Raw genomic sequence first — 19,691 nt, forward strand, 5'->3', positions numbered from 1 at the left:
GGTGGGGAGAGCGGGCCGGGGGCCGGGGTCCGCGTCGGTGCGGGTGGGTCTCGGAGCGGGGGTTCGTCAGTACAGGCCCTCGGGGGCGGTGCCGACGATCTGGAGCGGACGGACGTCGGCCACGCCGTCGCAGGGCCACCCGGCGTCGGTGTGGCGTGCCGCCTGGTCGCGTTCGAGGATGTTGGGCAGGAAGAGGTCGTCGTGCAGAACGGTGAGGCGGACCCGGCCGTTCGCACCGGGTGCGACGGTCGAGCGCCAGTCGTCCTTGCGCACCACGGCCATGGTGACCTGCGGATAGTTCGGCATGTACGCGATGGGACCGCCGCTCTCCGGTACGCCGAGGAAGGCGGCGTTCCCGAAGGTGTTGCCGTAACTGATGCCGCAGATGCCACCGTCGAGGGCGATAAGGAAGTCACGGTGCATCGCCGTGTTGATCTGGGTGCCGCTCAGGCGTGCCCCGGCGAGGGCGGCGACGCGCTCGGGCGAGCGTCTGCACAGCGCCGCGAAGAGGGCGGGGGTGGTGTTGAGGTAGTCGATGCCGGATCGGTCGAGGACGTCGTCGATCTGGTCCAGGAGGTGGCTGGTGTAACGCTCGACGTCGGCCGGGCGGCCTTCACGGATGAGGCGCTTGACCCAGCGGGAGTCCATGTCGACGGCGTACACCAGACCCGCGTGCAGCTCGGCGACCTCCCAGGCGCCGTGCCCGATGAGGTGCGGTCCGCTCGGTGTCGCCTGGAGCCAGCTGCGGCCGGGTGCGAACCCCTCGTGGACGAAGGACCAGTGGCGCCAGACGGCACGGTGGCGGAGCATGGCGGGGGTGTAGAAGACGCGGCAGGGCGTACCCGTGGTGCCGCCGGTGTCCCAGACGCGGCCGGCGAGCGGCCGGCGCAGGGCACGTGGCACCAGGTCCATCGGGTCCACACCGCGCAGGTCGTCGAGCGGGAACGGGCCGAATGCCGTGAGTTCTTCATGGCGGGTGATGTCGTACGGGTCGAAGTCGAGCTGCTCGCGGCGGCCCAGCCAGTACGGGCTTCCGTCATCGGCGTCGAAGGTGCGCCGCACGACTTTGCGGGTCCATTCGTCGATGTCGATGTCGAGCCACTTCGCGACGAGCACGTCGGGGGAGATCGCATGGTCCTCCTCAGGCTCTTCTGCGTGCCCGGCTCGTCGCATGTCAGCGTTCCCGGATTCCGGAGCCGGCCTCGGACAATTCGATTCCGAGGTCGTAGGCGGTACTGACGGCGAGTTCTATGTGCTCGGGGGTCTCCACGTGAACGACGGGGAACGGGAAAGCGAGAATTCCCTCGGGAATCGCGGGCCCCATGACGAGACCGAGTCGCACATCGCGGCTCAGCATGCCCTCGTAGATGTCGACGAGGCTGATCGGATCGGTGGGGTTCCGCTCGAACATGTCGCGCACTTCGTCCGCCGTTCTCAGTTCGGCGCGCTCCAGACAGGAAAGCAGGGTGATACGGGGCGCGGTGAACGGGATCTTCGCCACCCAGGGCGCCATGAAGTCGCGGAAGGGCCTGCGCAGCGGGGAGTGCACGGCGATGGTCCGGCCGGGCAGCGGCACGATCGCGCCGGGTTCGGCCCCGGCGGCCAGGTGCTCGATCGCGGTGCGGTGGCCGGCGAGCATGACGATGCGCTGCGAGCCGTCCGCGACGGGGCCGAAGTCACCGGCGAGGTGGACGTCCGGGAGGTCCTGCCAGGGCGGTGGGGACTGCTCGTCCCCGGCCCGCACGAAGGCGAGGGCCATGCCCTCGTCGACGGCCCCGGGCGGCGGGTCCGGGGCGTCGGCCGCCCGGGCCAGCATCGTGAACAGCTCCCGGCGGTCCAGGGCGCCGGCCAGGCAGCCGGCGGTCATCGCGCCCAGGCTCAGTCCGCCGACCACGTCCGGGCGCAGGCCCGCCTCCGCCAGGAGGTCGTGCACGGCGACGGCGAGCGCCGCCTCGCGTACCGTGCCCGCGCTCTGCCGTCGCTCCCGCCCCTCGGGCAGTTCTCCGCGCAGGATCTGCTCGGCCGTCAGACCGGTCCACCCGGCTATCTCCTCATAGAGCCGCCGTACGAGCGGTGACGCCTCGTACAGTTCGATCCCGTGCGGTTCGGTGCCGACGCCACCGCCGAACAAGTACCCCAGGGACATGCCCACTCCTGTCACACTTCAGTGAGGTTCTTTCCGCAGAGAACGGACGCGGCGCCGATGGGGAATCACCGGCGAGGATCTCCCGCGCTTTGACAAAAGAGCTTCACGAGAACCGACATCACAGCGACCGGGACCCGGCTCGCGCCCGCAGGCACCAAGTAATTAATCAATGAGGGTCGAGCCGGCGGGCGACGGCATGCAGACGTCGAGAAGTACGGGAATTGACTTCGGCGAGCCTAACACCGGGACGGTGGTGACAGGAGGGCACCTCACCGATCCAGCCATGCCCGCACAGGCCGTCCGTCCACGGCGGAAAAGAAGAAATGAGCCAGCCCGGAACAGCCCGCGCACCCTGGCGGTCAATCACTTCGCACGCTCGGGCACGCGTTCGCCCACGCCCGGAACAATGACCTCCATGTCATCCTCCCGGCCTCCGTCCGGGGTCAGGAACAGCTCCGGCGAGTGCCGCATGTGATCGCCGTGCGCAGGCGACGGAGCCGCCGCCCGGCGCGCTTCCGCGCGCCCGGTCCGCCGGAGGTGGCGCAAAGCCGTGGCCGGTCGTTCCGAAGATGCCCCGCACGGGCGCGCCCCCGGACCGGGGAGCGCTTCCGGTCGCCTCCGGCGCCTCGCGGAGTTGACGCGTTCACAGCCCAGTGGCACCGCCGGGGACCGGATCGAACGGCGTGCCGGTGACGGGGCGGAACTTCCCGTCCAGGGGTGTGCAACCTCCGCGTCACCTCGGCGGTCTCCCTGGGTGCTGAACAATCTCGTATGGGGGGACGGAATGCCGAAAAGCAGAAACATCTGGGTCACCACGGTTCTGGTGACCGCCGTACTGGGCGCGGCCGCGGTCCCGGCCGTGGCCGCACCGGCCGCCGCCGGGCGGACGGCGGCCTGCCCGGCGGGCTGGGGCAGTCTCGACAGGACGGACTGGTCCAGCACCTCGGGTGCGTACGTCACGAACGCCAGGACCGGCCGCCAGGACTGCTACGACCGGTTCGTCGTCGACGTTCCGGGCGCGCCCGCCGACCGGCTCGGGTACACCGTGCGCTACGTCGACCGGCTGATCCAGGACCCGACCGGCACCCCCGTCCCGGTCCGCGGCGGCGCCGTCCTGGAGGTGGTCGTCAGGGCGCCCGCGCACGACTCCGGTACGCCCACCTACCCCGGCCGGGTGGGACAGCCGCTGCCGGGCGTGGACCTCACCGGCCACCGCACCTTCCAGGACGCCGGTTTCGCCGGCAGCTTCGAGGGCCAGTCGCAGTTCGGACTCGGGCTACGCGCCCGGCTGCCCTTCCGGGTCCTGCAACTGGACGGACGCCTCGTGGTGGACGTGGCCCACACCTGGTGAACCACCGGTCCGGCGCCCTCACGGGCGCCGGAAGACTCCCTGTCCGGGGACGAGGATCCCGTGCGGGTCGTACGTCCTCCTCGCGGCGGCCAGTCGGGGCCAGGCAGGACCGAAGTGCTGCCGCCAGTCCGTGTCGTCGAAGGGCACTGAGCCGGTGGGGTACCAGGTGCCGCCGGCCGCGCGGACGAGGTCGTAGGCGGACCGGTTGGCGGCCAGCAGGCGCCGGACCGTCGCCGGGTCCCCGGGCGGCGCGGTCCGCAGGACGGCCAGCAGGTACGGCACGGGGTCGTCGGGTGTCCGGAGGAGCGGGGTCCGCAGGCGCTCGCGTACGAGCGGGTACAGCAGCACCACGCCGCCCGGCCCCAGGTCCGCCGGGGTGAGCGCGCCCAGGATCCGGCCGGCGACCTCGGCCGCCGCACGGCCGGGCAGCAGCACGTCGAGCCAGGGGTGCGCGTACGCCCACAGGCCGGCCTCCTTGAGCGCGGCGACGCCGGGGGCGATCCGATCGAGGAAGTCGTAGTACGCGAGGTCGGTGATCTCCGTGCCCGACGGGTCGTGCCGCAGCCCGCGCAGGAGCGCCGTGTCGTCGGGGGTCTCCCCGGCGGGCGGTCCGTAGGCGACGGCCTCGATGGCGTACCGGCGGAAGGCTCCGGAGGTGTCCTCGGTGACCTGCCCTTCGACGTAGGCGAAGCGCCGCTGTTCGACGAGCAGGCGCTGGTCGTCGAGGAAGGTCCGCAGATCGCCGTACGGCAGGACGTAGCGGCGTACCGACCCGGGGGCCCGGACCAGGCGCACGGTGGCGCCGACGATCACGGCGCACTGGCCGAGGCCGGCGAGCACGGCGTGGAACAGGTCGCGGTGCCGGGCCGGTGAGCAGCGGGTCCGCTCCCCCTCGCCGGTGACGACCTCCAGTTCCATGACGTTGTCGACCTGGGCGCCGACCCGGTGGGCCTGACCTCCGAGGCCGCCGACGGACAGCGTCCCGCCGACCGAGAGTTCGAGGTAGTCGGTGAAGACGGGAGGCGTCAGGCCGTGTGCGAGCGTGGCCTTCGCGACGTCGCTCCAGCTGGCTCCGGCGCCGACCCGCACCCCGGCGCTGCCGGGTCCGAGGGGGCGGACGGCGTCGAGCGGAGCGGTCTCGACGACCAGACCGCCTTCGGCCTGCGCCTGGCCGTTCGTGCCGTGCCCCTGTCCACGGGGTGCGACCGGGATGCCGTGCCTGCCGCAGAACCGCAGCATCGTCACGACGTCCTCGACGGAACCGGGCCTCAGCACCGCGGCCGGGCGGCGGTGCACGACGTGCCCGAAGTCGTCGGCGGCGGCGCTCAGCGACGCCTCGTCGGTGTGCAGGCTGCCGTCCAGCCCGGGAACGCCGTGCGGCGGCCGGCCGGCCGCCGCGGCCGTCCAGCTCCGGGTGAAGGGGTCGAAGCCGATCACGGCGGTCCCGGCGGCCGCCAGGCCACGCAGTGCGGCACGCCGGGGCGGTGTGCGGGACATGCGCTCCTCCAGGGAAGGATCCGGTGAACCGTGCGGCACCCGCCCACCCTAGGACGGCCGGCCCGCGGACGCACTGCCCGGCACCGCCCCGCGCGCGCTGCTCCGGGAGCCGTGGCCGTCTCACCTCGTGCCCGGCGGGCCTGCCGAGAGCACCCGGTTCACCGCGACGCTCAGGACCCGTACGCCGTGGGTGGAACCCGGATGGATCCCGGTGAGCTCCCGGGCGCGCCGCAAGCGGTAGTCGAGCGTCCGTGGATGGACGTTCAGCGCCACGGCCGCCCGCGCCCGGTTCATGTCGCTGCGGTAATACGTCTCCAGCGTGGCGATGAGGTCGGGTCCGTCCGAGAGCCTCCTGCCGATGTCCCGCAGCCAGCCCTGGGCCTCCGGCAGCCGCGCGACGCCGAGTTCGAGGAAGACGTCCGCCAGGGTGTGCAGCCGGCGTGGTCCGTCCTGCATCGGGGCCACCCGGCTGACACCGCGCGCCCGGGCGAAGGTCTCGGCCAGGGCGCCGGCGGAGCCCGCGCACACGCCGACCGCGCACGCGCCTCCCACCCCTTCCGCGACGTCGCACACCAAGGAGAGAGCGCGGTCCCCCGCCGCCGGCGCCGTACCGGCCGACCGGTCCGGGTCGGCCGGCTGGTCCGGGTCGGCCGGCTGGTCCGGACCGGCCGGCTGGTCCGGACCGGCCGGCTGGTCCGGGTCGCTCGACCGGTCGGGGCCGGCAGGGATCAGTGCCACCACCTCCCCGGGGTCACGCCACATGATCGGCACCCCTCGGCGCCGCACGAGTGCTTCGGTGATCTTCTCCCGGCGGGCGGCGGGGGGACACGGGCGGGCGGGGAGACGGATGACGGCCACCAGATAACCCGGGTGAAGGCGCATGCTGACGCCGTGCGCCAGGTGCGACGCGGCGGGATCGTCGGCGAGCAGCGCCTCGGTCAGTGCCCGGACGCGGCTGACGAGGGACGCGCGGCGCCCCTGCCCCTCGACGTGGCCGGACGTGTAGGCGTCGCCGCCCCGTGTCCCCTGGGGACCGAACCACCGCATCAGGCGCATCAGGTCGTCGCCGTCACCCGGCTCGGTGGCCTCCTGGATCTCACGCAGCATCAGACTGGTGTGCGAGACGACCAGTTGCTGGTGCGACCGCAGGGACAGCCCCTTCTCGGCTCTCTGTCTCCCGACCGACGCCATCAACGCGAGATCGTCCGGGCCGAGGGGCTGCTCCCGCTCCGCCAGCTCGATGGTGCGCCGCCGTAACCACACCGTGTACTCCAGCGCCGCCGCCCGCGAGCGGGCGTCCCGCTCCAGCACCCCGTACTCGCGGACCTCCTGCCGGTAGACGTCCATCGCGTGCCGTGCGTTGGTGTCCACCCGTTTCGTCAGCCTCGTGAAGAGACTCTCCATCTCGTCCTCCCCGTCCCGCTCCCGTCCGACCCGCACCGCCGTCGCGATGCGGACTCCTGGAGGTGTTCGGGTGAACTGCTGCTGTGGATTGGGCTGTTGCGATGTTTTGCCGCGCCACGCGCCGGGGTGGTGTCAGGTCAGGCGGTCGGAACGGGCCGGACGGGCTCGGGTTCGGGTTCGGCTCTGGGCGCGGTGCCACAGCCATTTCTGGGTGAGGAGGGTGAGGGTACCGGCCAGGACGATGCCCAGGAGGTTCAGCAGGAGCTGGTTGACCGAGCCGAGGGTCTGGGCGGTGTCCCCGTAGCTGAGGGCCACCGCCGCGTTGGCGGCGGCCGGGACCGTGGTGACGGAGATGGCCACCCCCACCAGGAGACCCGACTTGGCCGAGGTCAGCGAGAGGGTGCCGGCGATGCCCGCGAGGACTGCCACGACGAAGGAGAACGCGTCGGGAGCGTAGACGAAGGCGGTGCTGGGCCGCTCGGCCTCCAGCTGTGCCTCGGTGAACAGGCCCAGGCCGTCCATGAGGAGGCTGAAGAGCACGGTGGCGGCCATCGCCACGGCGAAGCCCACCAGCAGGGCGGTCAGCGAGCGCACGGCCGGACGCGGCCGGCGCCGGACCACAGCGGTGCTGAAGCCCGCCAGCGGACCGAACTCCGGGCCCACCGCCATCGCCCCCACGATGAGGATCGCGTTGTCGAGGACCACACCGCAGGCCGCGATCATCGTGGCGAGCGTGATGAAGGCCAGATACGTGACCGACAGCGTCGACTCCTCGTGCGTGCCCTCCGCCAGCTGCTCCCACAGGACCGCGTCCGCGCCCTCTCCCGGAGCCTCCTCCTCCGCGTCGTCGGCGCGCTTCGACAACGACAGGTCGATGTTCTCGACGGAGATCGACCCGCACTCGTCGATGCCCAGGTCGCAGAGCCCGCTGATCAGCTCGTCGCCCGCCTCGCGCGCCACGTCCACCATCACGATGTCACCGACGGGGTCGCGGGCGGCCCCCGGCACGACCGCCAGGTGGGCCGTGCCGACCGTCTCCTCGATCAGCCGCACCGCGGCGTCGGTCCGGTCGGACGGGGTGATCAGGCGCAGGTGCAGCATGCGAGCAGGTTAACCACGCCGCGCAACGGCGGGCGCAGTGGGTGGCCGGCGTCCCCGCACCCGGTCAGGAGGATGACCGTCCGCCGCCAGGACGCCTCCCACGGGCGGCAACCTCCCGTCGCCCGGCTGCGACCGGTAGGTGTCATGTACGCACCCGCACTGATCGGAAGCAGCTGATGAGCCACCCCCGCAGCAGGGCACACCACCGCCGCGCCAGAAGCGTCCTGGCGTCCGGCCTCCCCCTGGCGCTGGCCGCCGCCGCGGCCTTCGCGTACGGCACGGACGCCGGCGCCGGCCGCGCCGGGGCCGTGAGCAGCGCCGTGGCCGCTCCCGCCCGGACCACCGCGGCCGCGACCGCCACTGCCACTGCCACTGCCGACGGTTTCGCCTCCGTCGACACCCTCGGGCAGAACGGCACGTACGGCGGCCGGGACGGCGCCACCGTCACCGTGCGCACCCAGGCCGACCTGGAGAAGTACGCCACGGCCGCCGAGCCGTACGTCATCGTCGTCGCGGGGGCGATCGGCATGTCCCCGGTCGGCAAGGAGATCAAGGTCGCCTCGGACAAGACGATCGTCGGGTCCGGGACGTCCGGGCAGATCGTCGGCGGCGGCTTCTTCCTCGGCACCGGCGTCCACAACGTGATCATCCGGAACCTCACGGTGCGGGACACGTACCAGGGCGTCTGGAACGACAAGGACCACGACTACGACGCGATCCAGATGGACGGCGCCCACCACGTCTGGATCGACCACAACGACTTCCGGAACATGGCCGACGGTCTGATCGACGTCCGCAAGGACTCCACGAACATCACCGTCTCCTGGAACGAGCTGAGCAACAACAACAAGACGTTCGGCATCGGCTGGACCGAGAACGTCACCACCGACATCACGCTCCACCACAACTGGATCCGCGAGACCGAACAGCGCAATCCCTCCGCCGACAACTGCGCCCACGCACACCTCTACAACAACTACCTGGAGGACACGCCCGGCACCGCCATCTCCTCCTCCTACGGCAACTACGCCCGCGGCGGCACGGCGATGGTCCTGGAGAACAGCTACTTCCAGGGCTTCAGCAACCCGGTCGTCAAGGACAGCACGGCCTCGCTCGTACAGAAGGGCAACGTCTTCTCCGGCACCTCGGGGCGCAACGAGTCCGGCGGCACGGCCTTCGACCCGAAGGCGTACTACTCCTACTCCCCGGACGCCGCCGCGAACGTGCCGTCCGTCGTCAAGTCCGGTGCGGGACCGCGCTCCACGATCGGGACCCCGTCCACGACGGGCGCCGCCGCGACGACCCTCACCGTCGCCAAGGACGGCACCGGCCAGTACACCACCGTGCAGGCGGCCGTGAACGCCGTCCCCGCGAACAACCCCTCCCGTGTCGTCATCGCCGTCGCGCCCGGCACGTACCGCGAACTGGTCAGGGTCCCGTCCAGCAAGCCGCACGTCACCATCCAGGGCACCGGCGCCGGCCGCAGGGACACGGTGATCGTCTACAACAACGCCGCCGGCACGCGGAAACCCGACGGCTCCGGCACCTACGGCACCAGCGGCAGCGCCACGGTCACCGTCGAGGCCGACGACTTCCAGGCCCGCAACCTCTCCGTCACCAACGACTTCGACGAGGGCGCCAACCAGTCCCTCTCCGGCCACCAGGCCGTCGCCCTGCGCACCGCCGCGGACAAGGTCTTCCTCGACGGCGTCGTCGTCACCGGCGACCAGGACACCCTGCTTCTCGACACGGCCGCCAAGGACAAGGCCGGCCGCGTCCACGTCTCCAACTCCTACGTCCTCGGCAACGTCGACTTCGTCTTCGGCCGCGCCACCGCCGTGATCGACCGCTCCGTCATCACCCTGCGCAAGCGCTGGGACGGTTCCTCCGCCGGATACGTCACCGCCCCCAGCACGGCCGCCGGCCGCAAGGGCTTCCTGATCGCCAACTCCACGGTCAACGGCGACGTGTCCGGCAACTCCTTCTACCTGGGCCGCCCCTGGCACGCGGGCGGCGACGCGACCCTGGACCCGCAGACGACGGTCCGCAACACCAACCTCAGCGCGGCGGTCAAGTCCACGCCGTGGACCGACATGAGCGGCTTCTCCTGGAAGGACGACCGTTTCGCCGAGTACCGGAACACCGGCGCCGGGGCGGGCCCCGCGAGCAGCGACCGTCCCTTCCTGACCGACGCCCAGGCAGCCGACCAGGAGGTCGCCGACTGGCTGGGGGACTGGACGCCCACGGCTTCCTGAGCCGGCGGCGGACGCCGCCACCGGCACGGGCCGCGGATCACGGGTGCGGCATCCCCCGTTCGCCGGGAGCCGGCCCGGCCTGCCGGGCACGTCCGGAGCGTCTTCGACTTGCAGCTGACACCGGTGTCAGCTTTTAGCGTGGTGGGCATCGGCACCCGCCGAACATTCACCCCACCGATTTCACGCACGGCCGGTCCGGGCCGTGCGGAAAGGCAGAACCTCATGCGCGCAGCCCGCTATCACGAGTACGGCGGTGTGGAGACCCTGGTGATCGAGCAGGTGCCGGACCCGCGTCCCGGCCCCGGCGAGATCCGCATCCGCGTCGCGGCGGCCGGTGTCAATCCCGTCGACTGGAAGGTGCGGTCCGGCGCGGTGCACGAGGTGCTGCCCGTGGACCTGCCCGCGATTCCCGGGCGTGACGCCGTCGGCGTGGTCGACGAGATCGGTGAGGGCGTGCGGGGGGTGGACATCGGCGACCGCGTCTTCGGGCTGGGCGGCGTGACCGGCGCGACAGCGGAGCTGGCCGTGCTCTCGGCCTGGGCCCATGCGCCCGCCGCCTGGACGGACGAGGAGGCCGCCGGCGCCGGTCTGGCATCCGTGACCGCGATGAGCGGGCTGAAGGCGCTCGGTCCCCTGCGGGGGCGCACCCTTCTCGTCGAGGGCGCCGCCGGAGGCGTGGGCAGTGCCGCGGTCGAGATCGCGGTGGCCCGGGGCGCCACCGTGATCGGGACGGCCGGCGAGCGCAACCACGAGTTCCTCGCCTCTCTCGGAGCCGTTCCCACCACCTACGGCGCGGGCCTCGCGGAGCGCCTCGAGGTCCTGGCTCCGGAGGGTGTCGACCTCGCGCTCGACACCGCGGCCTCCGGGTCCCTGGCCGACCTCGTCGCGATCGTGGGCGACCCTGCCCGCGTGTCCACGGTCGCCGACTACGCCAATGCACATCGCCTGGGTGTTCATCTGGCCAACGCGTCGAACGACTCCGCGCTCCTCGCCGAAGCGGGCGAGCTCGGCCGGCAGGGCCGTTACAGGCCGCGTGTCGAGCGCGTCCACCCGCTGGAGCGGATCGCGGAAGCGCACGCGTACGCCGAGCGCGGACACACGCGGGGCAAGATCGTGATCTGCATCTGAGCCTGCCCCGCCGCTCCGCCCGGGTCGCGGGCAGGACGGCAGCCTCGACGCCACGCGCTGCCGTGGCGTCGAGGCTGCCGTCCTGTCCCGGTTTCCACGATTGCTCCGCCGGGGCCGGAGGATGAAGGCGGCGCGCGGCGGAACCGGTGGCTGCGGTCCTCACCGGGCAGGGGTACGGAACGGGGCCGTGAGGCCCAGCGTGCGCATCCGGTCCTGCCGCCCGGCGCCTCCGCCGTACGCACGCCGGGGAACGGGGGGCGCGGGTCCGTGGTGACGTGCCGGTCGACGGGCTCGCAGCCGGGCTCGGGCAGTCGGGAGGCCGGGCTGCCCGGGTGCCCGCCGGGCCGTACGGTCCGGCGGGCACCCGCGGTTCGTCCGCGTCAGCCGCGGCGTTCCGCCGGATCGTACGCGGCCGTCGACGCGCCGTCCCCGGGGGCCGCCGGTGCGGAGCCGGGCCGGGCGGTGCCCGCGTCGGCTGCCGTCGCCTCGGCCCGGTCCCCGTGGCCCGGCCACCACGCCGCGTGGCCGATCAGCGCGGTGAGACTGGGCGTGAAGAACATCGCCATCACGAAGGCGGCGACGGCGATGCCGAAGGAGACCGCGAATCCCATCTCCGTGAGCAGCGAGTTGCCCGCCAGCATCATCGTGGCGAAGGTCGCCGCCAGGATGAAGCCGGCCGCCGCCACCGTGGGACCGGCGTGCCGGAGCGCCATTCCCGCCGCCTCACGCGGCTCCCGGCCCGCGCGGGCCTCCTCACGGAGCCGGGCGATCATGAGGATGTTGTAGTCCGTGCCGATGGCGACCACGAAGAGATACATGATCACCGGGAGCATGAACATCAGACCCGGGTGCCCCTGCCAGTCCTGGAAGATCCACACCGTGGCCCCGAGGGTGGCACTGAAACCGAGCCCGACCGAGGCCATCAGGTACCAGGGCGCGACGATGCTGCGCAGCAGCAGCCCCAGAATGATCATGATCAGGGCGGCGGCGACGGGGAAGACCGTCCGGTAGTCGTGGTTGACGGCGGTGTCGATGTCCTTGTAGATCGACGACATGCCGCCGACGAGGGCTTCGGTGCGTTCCGGGGTGTTGGCATGGGCGATGTCGCGCACCCTGCTCACGGCGTCGATGGCTTTGTCCGTGGACGCCTCGTACTCGAGGGTGACGGTGAAGTCCGCGGTGGTGCCCTCCTTGTTCACCTGGGTGAGGCGGGCGTTCGCGACGCCGTCGACGGCGCCGAGTTTCCTGGCGTAGGGGGCGAGGGCGGACTCGTCGAGCCGCCGGCCGTCGGTGGTGGAGAGGTAGACGTCGGTGGGGGCGGCGGCGCCGGCCGAGTACGCCTTCTGCATCTCGTCCTGGACGACCATGGACTCCTTCGTCTTGGGCATGGAGCCCGACGCCAGGTCGAAGGTGGCCTGGTAGCCGAACATCCCGAGCGACAGCACGACCAGGACCAGGCCGGACAGCGCGGCGGTCAGTGCCGGACGGCGTCGCACCCCGCGGCCGAGAGCGGCGAACCGGGCGTTGTCCGGTTCCTTCCGCCAGGACTTGGAGGGCCAGAAGACCTTCGGTCCGATGAGGGAGACCACGGCCGGGATGAGGGTCAGGCCGGCGATCAGGGTGACGGCGACCGCGATGGCGAGGGCGGGCCCCATCTGCTTGAGGAAGCCCAGTGTGGACAGCACCAGCGCGAGGAAGGCGATGATGACCGCTCCGGCTGCCGACGCGATGGCCTCTCCGACCCGGTCGACCGCGTTGATCATGGCCTGTTTGGGTTCGTCGCCGAGACGGAGGCGTTCGCGGTAGCGGAAGATCAGGAAGAGGAAGTAGTCCGTGCCCACGCCGAAGAGCACGACGATGAGAATGGAGGAGATGGAGCTGTTGGCCTCCAGGTCGAACAGTTTGGTGGCGAATGCGATCAGCCCGTTGGCGATGGCGGAGACCAGGCCGATCAGGATCAGCGGCAGGACCGCGAGGATCGGTGCCCGGAATATGATCAGCAAGGTCACCAGAATGATGACGAAGGTGCCGATGCCGATCAGTGCCTCGCCACGCTCGGAGGAGTCCTGCTGGTCGAGGGCCTGCGCGGCGGAACCGCCGAGTTTGACGTCGAGCCGCGTGCCCTTCGCGAGTTCCTTGACGTCGTCACGCAGCACCTTCGCCGCGTCCGCCTGTTCGGGTTGACCGGCCTTCTTGCTGTCCATCTGGACCAGGGTCAGGGCGTATCTGCCGTCCTCGGAGGGCTGGCCGGGGACCACCTTCTGGACCTGGTCGATGTCCTTCTTCTTCAACTCCGAGGTGATCCGGGCGACGTCCCGCTGGTCGGCAGCGGTCAACTTGCCGCCGTCGGTGCGCTTGTACAGGGCGATCGCGGACGGGGTGAAGGCGCTGGGGAACGCTTCCTGCTGGAGGTCCGCCGCTTTGATGGACTCGTAACTCCGGGGAAGGAAACTGCTCTCGTCGCTGCTCGAAGGCAGACTCGGCGCCGTGGCCACGATCGCCACGGCGGCGATCAGCCATGCCACGATCGTCCAGACGGGATGTCGGACGACGGCGTTGCCAATACGTCGGAACATGCGTGAGGGCCTCCTGAACAGGAAGATCACCGGACCCGGGGAGCGGACCCCGACATCGGCGATCCTGACCGGTCCTTGCCGGCGAACCGGTCTCACAATTGTCTTTGGCTCTTATCGTATTGACCCGGGCGGCCTGATCCACGAGATATTCCGGTGCCGCGAGGCATCCACGCACACGATTCCCGGTTCCGCACCGCGGACGGTCTGGAACATCCGGACCGTGACGGGAAACAAAAACGGTCCAGTCCTCCCAAAGACGGCACCGACAGGACGTGCGGCGGACCCGAACCGGTCTGCGGCTCTCTTCGACATCGGCTGAAAAGATCGACTGAAAATCTGCGCCGGCGACAAGGCCGGCGGGCGGGCGCAGGGGCCGGTGGCCCCCGTCTTCCGGGATGAGGTCCGCGTCCTCCAATTGTATCCAGGACCGGGTGTCACGCCAGCGCACGTCCGTCCCGCGGCACGGTGCACGTCCCGGCCTCGACTCCGTGCCGCTCCCCCGGCGGTCCGTCCCGGACGGGACGGACCGCCGGGGGAGCGGGAGGCGGACGGACGGATCAGCGCAGTGCGGCGGATCAGCGCAGTCCGGCGAAGAGGTCGTTCTCGGGCACGGCCGCGCCGGTGGCGTCCTGGACCCGCAGGAAGGTCTCCATGCCCATCAGCTCACCGAACCTCTCCTTGCCCATCTTGAGGAAGAAGATGTTCTCGCCCTGACTGGCGTGCGCGGCCAGCGCGTCGAACTTCTGGCCGCTGAACGCGGTGGTGTCCACCCATGTGGTGATCTCGTCGTCGGGAAGGCCGATCTCGGCCATCGCGGCCGCCTCGGCGGGATCCGGCTCCGGCATGTCCGGCTGGAACTCGCGCATGAACTCGCCGAACCGCTGCATCGTCGAGCGGGGCATCGTGGTCCAGTACACCTTCGGCGCCCCCTCGGTCATCTCCAGTGCCGCCATCGTGATGCGGTGGGCCTGGATGTGGTCGGGATGGCCGTAGAAGCCGTTCTCGTCGTAGGTGACGACCACATCGGGCCGGTAGTGCCGCATGAGCTCCGCGAGCCGGGCGGCGCCCTTCTCCACGGGGGTCCGCCAGAAGGATCCGGGGACGTCGTTGCTCGGCCAGCCCATCATCCCGGAGTCGGCGTAGTCCAGCATCTCCAGATCGCTGATCTTCAGGGCCTCGCAGCTCGCCTCGAGTTCCTGACGGCGCATCAGAGCGACCGCCGCCGGGTCGTGCCCGGGATCGCCCGGCTTGACACCCCCCGGTCCGTCACCGCAACCGCCGTCGGTACATGTCACGAGAACCGTGCGGATGCCTTCCGCCGCGTACCGCGCGAGGACCCCTCCGGTGCCGGTGGCCTCGTCGTCGGGGTGGGCGTGTACCGCCATGAGCGTCAAGGGACGGTGTGTCATAAAACAGTCCTCCTGCGGACATACGTGCTGGTTCCGGTACGCGAAGGGCGTACCGCGATACCGGGGGCCGGACCCGGCGGGGGCGGACGACCTGGTGGTCTCCGCGTTCCCCGCCCGTACGGCGCCGGTCCCCCGATCAGTGCAAGCGTGCCATGCGGGCCGGCTGTTCCCGGCGGGGCCGTCGGATTCCACGGGCGCGCACCGGATCCGGCGTCGCCGTACGGCAGGGCGGGCACCGGCGGCGTACGCGTGCGGCGGACGGCCGTACTCCCGTGGTCGTACGCGCCTGCCGCGCCCGGCCCATACCGTGAGGTCCGTGACCCCTTCCCGTCCCCGGCCGTGTCACCTCCCCCGGCCTCTGCCGCCGCCGCTCGCGGATCTCGTGACCGCGACCGTCGTCGCGCTGCTCACGGGGCCCGACCTGGCGGTCAACACTCCCCCGTACCGGCAGGCGGACGCAGTGAGCTGGCTGCTGTTCGCGGTCTCGGCCGGAGCGCTGCCGGTACGCAGCCGGTGGCCGGTGGCGGTCGCGGTGGTCACCGGGGCGGCGAATGCCGGCTGGGCGCTGTACGGGCACATCGGCGAGCTGCTGAACCTGCCGGTGATGGCCGCGCTGTACGCGGTGGCCGTGCGGGGCGAGCGGCGCCGGACCGTCCGTACGGCCGTGGTCGCCGCACTCGCCTCCGGGACCGTGTCCGTGATCGCGGGGATCGACGTGGTGCAGCCCCAGGGAGCTCCCCTGCTGGAGATGCTGTGGCCGCTGGTTCCCCTGTTGCTGGGCGAAGCGGTGCGTGCCCGGCGGGAGTTGGCGGCTCAGTACGCGGCGCGGGCCGCACACGCCGAGGCCGAGCGGGAGAGGGAGGCCCGGCGCCGCGTCGAGCAGGAGCGGCTGCGCATCGCGCGCGAACTGCACGACGTGGTCGCCCACACCGTCTCGGCGATGACCGTGCAGGCCGGACTCGCCCTGGACGCGTTCGACACGAAGCCGGAGGTGTCGAGGGAGGCGATGCGGCAGGTGCGGAGGTCGGGCAAGGAGGCCGTGCGGGAGCTGCGGGCCACCGTGGGGGTGCTGCGGCACGGCGCCGCCGATGCCGTCACCGCGCCCGCGCCCAGACTGGCCGAGCTGCCCGGCCTCGCCGCGCGGGTGCGGGCGACCGGGCTGCGCGTCACCCTGGACGGGGACACGGGCGGCCGGCCGCTGCCGCAGCTGGTGGAGCTGGCGGCGTACCGCATCGTCCAGGAGGCGCTGACCAACGTGATCAAGCACGCGGGTGCCCGGTGTGTGGCGGTGTCGCTGACGGTGGGCCGGGCCGGTGACCGGCTGGAGGTGGAGGTCACCGACGACGGTCCGCCCGGTCGTGCGGGGGCGCACGGGGACACCTCCCTTCCCGGGTCCGGGTTCGAGCCGGGGTTCGGGCCCGGGTCCGAGCCGGGATTCGGATCCGGGCCCGGGGAAGGTTTCGGTCTGATCGGGATGCGGGAGCGTGCCGCGGCCGTGGGCGGCACGGTGGAGGCCGGACCGGTGCCGGGCGGCGGCTGGCGGGTGTACGCCCGCCTTCCCGTCGACCGCCTCTCCGGCGACGAGGGGGCGGCGGTGTGATCCGGGTACTGCTGGCCGACGACCAGACCGTCGTGCGCGCGGGTTTTCGCGCCCTGCTCGACCTGACCGGCGACCTGGTGGTGGTCGCCGAGGCCGCCGACGGCGTGCAGGCCGTGGAGCTGACCCGCGCCACCCGCCCGGACGTGGTGCTGATGGACATCCGCATGCCCCGGGCCGACGGCCTGCAGGCCACCCGCAGCATCGCCGCCGACCGCACCCTGGACGCCGTACGGGTGCTGGTCCTGACGACCTACGGGGCCGACGAGTACGTCTTCGAAGCACTGCGCGCCGGAGCCGCGGGCTTCCTGCTCAAGGACATCGAGCCGGACGACCTGCGCACCGCCGTCCGCGGTGTCGCCGCCGGACAGAGCCTGCTCGCACCCGCCGTCACCCGCCGGGTCATCGAGGAGTTCGCCCGCCTGAGGACACCCGGGGCACGGGCACGGGAACGGCTGGAACCGCTGACCGACCGGGAGCGCGAGGTCCTCGCGCTGGTCGGCCGGGGGCTGTCCAACGACGAGATCGGCCGACGGCTGCTCATGAGCCCGCTCACCGCGAAGACGCACGTCAGCCGGACGATGACCAAGCTGGGGGCGCGGGACCGGGCGCAGCTGGTCGTGGTGGCGTACGAGACGGGGCTGGTGCGGGCGGGGGAGGTCTGACCGTACTCCCCCGGGAGCAGCCGCCGCCTCCCGGCGGCGGATGTCCGGCGCGTCCGTCCTCCGTAGCGTCGACGGCATGATCGAAGCAGGAGAACTCACCAAGCGGTACGGCGGCCGGACCGCCGTCGACGCGTTGTCCTTCACCGTCCGGCCGGGTCCGGTCACCGGCTTCCTCGGCCCGAACGGCGCGGGCAGGTCGACCACCCCGCGCATGGTCCTCGGCCTCGACGCGCCCGGCGCGGGCACGGTCACCGTGGCCGGGCGGCGCCACGACCGGCTCCCCGCGCCCCCGCGGGAGGCCGGCTCGCTGCTGGGCGCCACATCGGCGCACGGCGGCCGTACGGTCCGCCGGCATCTGCCGGGACCGGCCCGCTCCCACGCGATTCCGCGGCGCCGCGTGGACGAGGTACTGGAGACGGCCGGCCCGGCCGGGGCCGCCGGCCGGCGGGCCGAGGAACTGTCGCCGGGCCTGGTCGCCGCGTACACGGTCCTCGCGCTGCTCGTCGCGGCGGGGAGGCGCGATGCCTGACCGGCTGCGGAACCTCGCCCGGACGCCGACAGCCCTGGCAGCCGTGGCGGCCCTGGCGGCCGTGGCGGCCGTGCTCCTGCCGGCCGTGCCGGGTGCGTACGCCCGCGACGGCGCACGCGTCGTCGGGGAACGCAGGTCCGAGGGCCGGATCGTCGATCTCACGGTGCGATCACCCGCGCTGGGCCGGGACGCCGAGGTGCGGCTGCTGACCCCCGACGGCTGGCAGCGGCGCGGGCCGGACGACCGCTGGCCCGTGCTGTACCTCTTCCCCGGCGGCGACGGCGACCACCGGACCTGGACCGAGGAGTACGGCATACAGAAAGATCCCGAGCTGCGCGGCACCCTGGTCGTCATGCCCGGGATGCCGCTCTTCGGCTTCTGCACCGACTGGTTCAACCAAGGCCGGGGCGGCCCTCCCGCGGTGGAGGGTTTCCATCTGCGCGAGGTGCTGCCGCTGCTGGAGCGGGACTACGGGGCGGGGACCCGTCGTGCGGCCGCGGGAGAGTCGCAGGGCGGTTTCTGCGCCGTCTCCTACGCCGCGCGCCACCCGGGGCTCTTCCGTGCGGTGGCGAGCCACAGTGGGTTCGTCCACCCGCTCCAGCACCCGCGGGCGGTACGCGCGGGGGCCACGTATCTCGGCCTCGACTGGGGGGCGATCTGGGGCGACCCGGTCGCCCACCGGGCCAACTGGCGCGCCCACGACCCCTTTCACCTGGCGGAGCGCCTCCGGGGCACCTCTGTGCACCTGTCCAGCGGCGACGGCACCGCCGGCGCCCTCGACCCGCCCGGCACACCGCCCGACCCGCACATCCCCGGTCTGGAGGACCCGGCCCGTCCCTTCCCCGAGGACGTCCTCTCACCGACCGAGGCGGTCATGGACGAGGAGTCCCGAGCCCTCGCCGCCCGCCTGCGGGCGGCAGGGGCTGCGGTGACCACGCACTTCTACGCCGGCACCCACGCACCGCCCTACTGGCGGCGCGAACTGCACCGCTCCCTGCCCCTGCTGCTCCAGGCCCTGGACGGGCCACAGCGGCGGAACAGGTCATAGACCCGGCCCCACGGGCCGTATCGTTCCGGCATGTCCCGCCACGGTGCACCGGTCCGAGTCCGCCACCGTGTGCCGTCCGTCGGCTGCCGCCGAGTCCGCACCGGCGGACGGCCGGGCTCGACGCCCTGCGGCGGCAACACCTCAGACCGGGCCCACCGGTCGTTCGCCGGATCTCCACGCCTCACAGCACGTGATCATCCCGGGGCGAGCGGATCGGTCCGCTCGCCCCGGGTCCGTACCTCGCCTTGTCCTAGACGACCGGAGCGACGACCACGGCCGTTCCGTAGGCACAGACCTCGGTGCCGACGTCCTGAGCCGTCGTGACGTCGAAACGCATGGCGAGCACGGCGTTCGCGCCGCGGGCGGCGGCGGCCTCGACCAGGCGCTCCATCGCCTCGTTCCGGGTCTGCACCAGCGTCTTGGTCAGGCCCTTCAGCTCACCGCCGATCACCGACTTCAGTCCGGCTCCGAGCTGCGAGCCCAGGTTGCGGGAACGCACCGTGAGCCCGAACACCTCTCCGACGACCTTCTTCACCTCGTATCCGGGCACTTCGTTGGTCGTCACGACCAGAACGTCCGAGCCCTGGGCCGGGCCTCCGGTGTAGTCATCGATGGGCATGGAACCGCCTAAGAAAAAGAAGGGGATGGATGGTCGGACACCTGTCTCAACGACGCCGGTGAGGGGACGGTTCACCTCCCACCGCGAATCCCCGGACGGGCGCGGTCACCGTGCCCCGTACCCGGTGGCGGCCACGGTGGGACAGACGGTGGGACGTCGGGGTGCCGGCTGCACGGTGTCCGGGATCTCCTCGGACGTGGGCGGCTCGCTGTGAGGCAGCTCCGCTCCGCTCCGTTGCCGTGATGACGCACGTCCTGGTCTTCCGGCGCTCACCGCTCGCGGGATCCCTGCGCCGGTTGCGGACGTCCGTCCTTCTCCCGCCACGTGTGCGACGGTCCCGTCCCGCAGGGCGGCCGTGCGGCCGCC

At 72.1% G+C, this 19,691-nt stretch carries 16 protein-coding genes; 7 read left to right on the plus strand and 9 right to left on the minus strand.

All coding sequences use genetic code 11. The annotated features are described in order from the left end of the window. Positions 1-66: 66 nt before the first annotated feature. Together KM933_RS07225 and KM933_RS07230 are read right to left on the minus strand one after the other, a co-directional pair. Positions 67-1,173: an arylcarboxylate reductase gene (locus KM933_RS07225; RefSeq protein WP_221349345.1), complete on the minus strand. Its 1,107-nt coding sequence runs from the start codon at positions 1,171-1,173 to the stop codon at positions 67-69. A gap of 1 nt (position 1,174) precedes the next feature. Continuing rightward, positions 1,175-2,146, minus strand: coding sequence for an ACP S-malonyltransferase (locus tag KM933_RS07230; RefSeq protein WP_221349347.1), 972 nt, complete (start codon positions 2,144-2,146; stop codon positions 1,175-1,177). 784 nt (positions 2,147-2,930) lie between these two features. On the opposite strand from KM933_RS07230, the gene KM933_RS07235 reads away from it, so the two are divergent. Next, on the plus strand, positions 2,931-3,497 hold the full coding sequence (locus KM933_RS07235) for an AMIN-like domain-containing (lipo)protein (RefSeq protein WP_221349349.1): 567 nt from the start codon (positions 2,931-2,933) through the stop codon (positions 3,495-3,497). 18 nt (positions 3,498-3,515) lie between these two features. On the opposite strand, the gene KM933_RS07240 is transcribed toward KM933_RS07235, so the two are convergent. The 3 genes from KM933_RS07240 to KM933_RS07250 form a co-directional block, all read right to left on the minus strand. Beyond that, positions 3,516-4,994: an FAD-binding protein gene (locus tag KM933_RS07240; RefSeq protein ID WP_221349351.1), complete on the minus strand. Its 1,479-nt coding sequence runs from the start codon at positions 4,992-4,994 to the stop codon at positions 3,516-3,518. A 120-nt stretch (positions 4,995-5,114) separates the two neighbouring features. After that, positions 5,115-6,398 carry a PucR family transcriptional regulator gene (locus tag KM933_RS07245; protein ID WP_221349353.1) on the minus strand — a complete coding sequence of 428 codons (1,284 nt, stop codon included), beginning with the start codon at positions 6,396-6,398 and terminating at the stop codon, positions 5,115-5,117. Positions 6,399-6,530: 132 nt separating this feature from the next. Further along, on the minus strand, positions 6,531-7,499 hold the full coding sequence (locus KM933_RS07250; protein WP_221349355.1) for a DUF389 domain-containing protein: 969 nt from the start codon (positions 7,497-7,499) through the stop codon (positions 6,531-6,533). Between the two features lie 176 nt (positions 7,500-7,675). On the opposite strand from KM933_RS07250, the gene KM933_RS07255 reads away from it, so the two are divergent. Next, the gene (locus tag KM933_RS07255; protein WP_221349357.1) at positions 7,676-9,754 is read left to right on the plus strand and encodes a pectinesterase family protein; all 2,079 of its coding nucleotides are present in this window, start codon (positions 7,676-7,678) and stop codon (positions 9,752-9,754) included. 222 nt (positions 9,755-9,976) lie between these two features. Then, on the plus strand, positions 9,977-10,882 hold the full coding sequence (locus KM933_RS07260; RefSeq protein ID WP_221349359.1) for an NADP-dependent oxidoreductase: 906 nt from the start codon (positions 9,977-9,979) through the stop codon (positions 10,880-10,882). Positions 10,883-11,262: 380 nt separating this feature from the next. On the opposite strand, the gene KM933_RS07265 is transcribed toward KM933_RS07260, so the two are convergent. Continuing rightward, positions 11,263-13,458, minus strand: coding sequence for an MMPL family transporter (locus KM933_RS07265; protein WP_260333204.1), 2,196 nt, complete (start codon positions 13,456-13,458; stop codon positions 11,263-11,265). A 575-nt stretch (positions 13,459-14,033) separates the two neighbouring features. Next, positions 14,034-14,867, minus strand: a complete 834-nt coding sequence (locus tag KM933_RS07270) for a PIG-L family deacetylase (RefSeq protein ID WP_221349361.1) — start codon at positions 14,865-14,867, stop codon at positions 14,034-14,036. A 316-nt stretch (positions 14,868-15,183) separates the two neighbouring features. Here KM933_RS07270 and KM933_RS07275 point away from each other — a divergent pair, with 316 nt between their 5' ends. The 4 genes from KM933_RS07275 (at position 15,184) to KM933_RS07290 (ending at position 18,706) form a co-directional block, all read left to right on the plus strand. Then, the gene (locus KM933_RS07275) at positions 15,184-16,467 is read left to right on the plus strand and encodes a sensor histidine kinase (protein ID WP_308013293.1); all 1,284 of its coding nucleotides are present in this window, start codon (positions 15,184-15,186) and stop codon (positions 16,465-16,467) included. After that, positions 16,464-17,129, plus strand: coding sequence for a response regulator (locus tag KM933_RS07280; RefSeq protein WP_221349365.1), 666 nt, complete (start codon positions 16,464-16,466; stop codon positions 17,127-17,129). The genes KM933_RS07275 and KM933_RS07280 overlap by 4 nt, the downstream gene beginning before the upstream one ends. Positions 17,130-17,205: 76 nt before the next feature. After that, positions 17,206-17,658 carry an ATP-binding cassette domain-containing protein gene (locus KM933_RS07285; RefSeq protein WP_221349367.1) on the plus strand — a complete coding sequence of 151 codons (453 nt, stop codon included), beginning with the start codon at positions 17,206-17,208 and terminating at the stop codon, positions 17,656-17,658. Next, positions 17,651-18,706 (plus strand): alpha/beta hydrolase, encoded by a 1,056-nt coding sequence (locus KM933_RS07290; RefSeq protein ID WP_221349368.1) that lies wholly within the window; start codon positions 17,651-17,653, stop codon positions 18,704-18,706. The genes KM933_RS07285 and KM933_RS07290 overlap by 8 nt, the downstream gene beginning before the upstream one ends. Here the strand turns inward: KM933_RS07290 and KM933_RS07295 are convergent. After that, complete coding sequence (locus KM933_RS07295; RefSeq protein WP_430727289.1) at positions 18,625-18,891, minus strand: transposase; 267 nt, start codon at positions 18,889-18,891, stop codon at positions 18,625-18,627. The two genes, KM933_RS07290 and KM933_RS07295, sit on opposite strands and share 82 nt — an antisense overlap. Before the next feature lie 65 nt (positions 18,892-18,956). After that, positions 18,957-19,325 carry a YbjQ family protein gene (locus KM933_RS07300; protein WP_221349370.1) on the minus strand — a complete coding sequence of 123 codons (369 nt, stop codon included), beginning with the start codon at positions 19,323-19,325 and terminating at the stop codon, positions 18,957-18,959. Positions 19,326-19,691: the final 366 nt, after the last annotated feature.

The sequence above is a fragment of the Streptomyces beigongshangae genome (assembly GCF_019710745.1).
GTDB lineage: Bacteria > Actinomycetota > Actinomycetes > Streptomycetales > Streptomycetaceae > Streptomyces > Streptomyces beigongshangae.

Coding starts and splice junctions, on each gene's coding strand:
- KM933_RS07225 (WP_221349345.1), bottom strand. CDS start 1,173: ATGCGACGAGCCGGGCACGCAGAAGAGCCTGAGGAGGACCATGCGATC.
- KM933_RS07230 (WP_221349347.1), bottom strand. CDS start 2,146: ATGTCCCTGGGGTACTTGTTCGGCGGTGGCGTCGGCACCGAACCGCAC.
- KM933_RS07235 (WP_221349349.1), top strand. CDS start 2,931: ATGCCGAAAAGCAGAAACATCTGGGTCACCACGGTTCTGGTGACCGCC.
- KM933_RS07240 (WP_221349351.1), bottom strand. CDS start 4,994: ATGTCCCGCACACCGCCCCGGCGTGCCGCACTGCGTGGCCTGGCGGCC.
- KM933_RS07245 (WP_221349353.1), bottom strand. CDS start 6,398: ATGGAGAGTCTCTTCACGAGGCTGACGAAACGGGTGGACACCAACGCA.
- KM933_RS07250 (WP_221349355.1), bottom strand. CDS start 7,499: ATGCTGCACCTGCGCCTGATCACCCCGTCCGACCGGACCGACGCCGCG.
- KM933_RS07255 (WP_221349357.1), top strand. CDS start 7,676: ATGAGCCACCCCCGCAGCAGGGCACACCACCGCCGCGCCAGAAGCGTC.
- KM933_RS07260 (WP_221349359.1), top strand. CDS start 9,977: ATGCGCGCAGCCCGCTATCACGAGTACGGCGGTGTGGAGACCCTGGTG.
- KM933_RS07265 (WP_260333204.1), bottom strand. CDS start 13,458: ATGTTCCGACGTATTGGCAACGCCGTCGTCCGACATCCCGTCTGGACG.
- KM933_RS07270 (WP_221349361.1), bottom strand. CDS start 14,867: ATGACACACCGTCCCTTGACGCTCATGGCGGTACACGCCCACCCCGAC.
- KM933_RS07285 (WP_221349367.1), top strand. CDS start 17,206: ATGATCGAAGCAGGAGAACTCACCAAGCGGTACGGCGGCCGGACCGCC.
- KM933_RS07290 (WP_221349368.1), top strand. CDS start 17,651: ATGCCTGACCGGCTGCGGAACCTCGCCCGGACGCCGACAGCCCTGGCA.
- KM933_RS07300 (WP_221349370.1), bottom strand. CDS start 19,325: ATGCCCATCGATGACTACACCGGAGGCCCGGCCCAGGGCTCGGACGTT.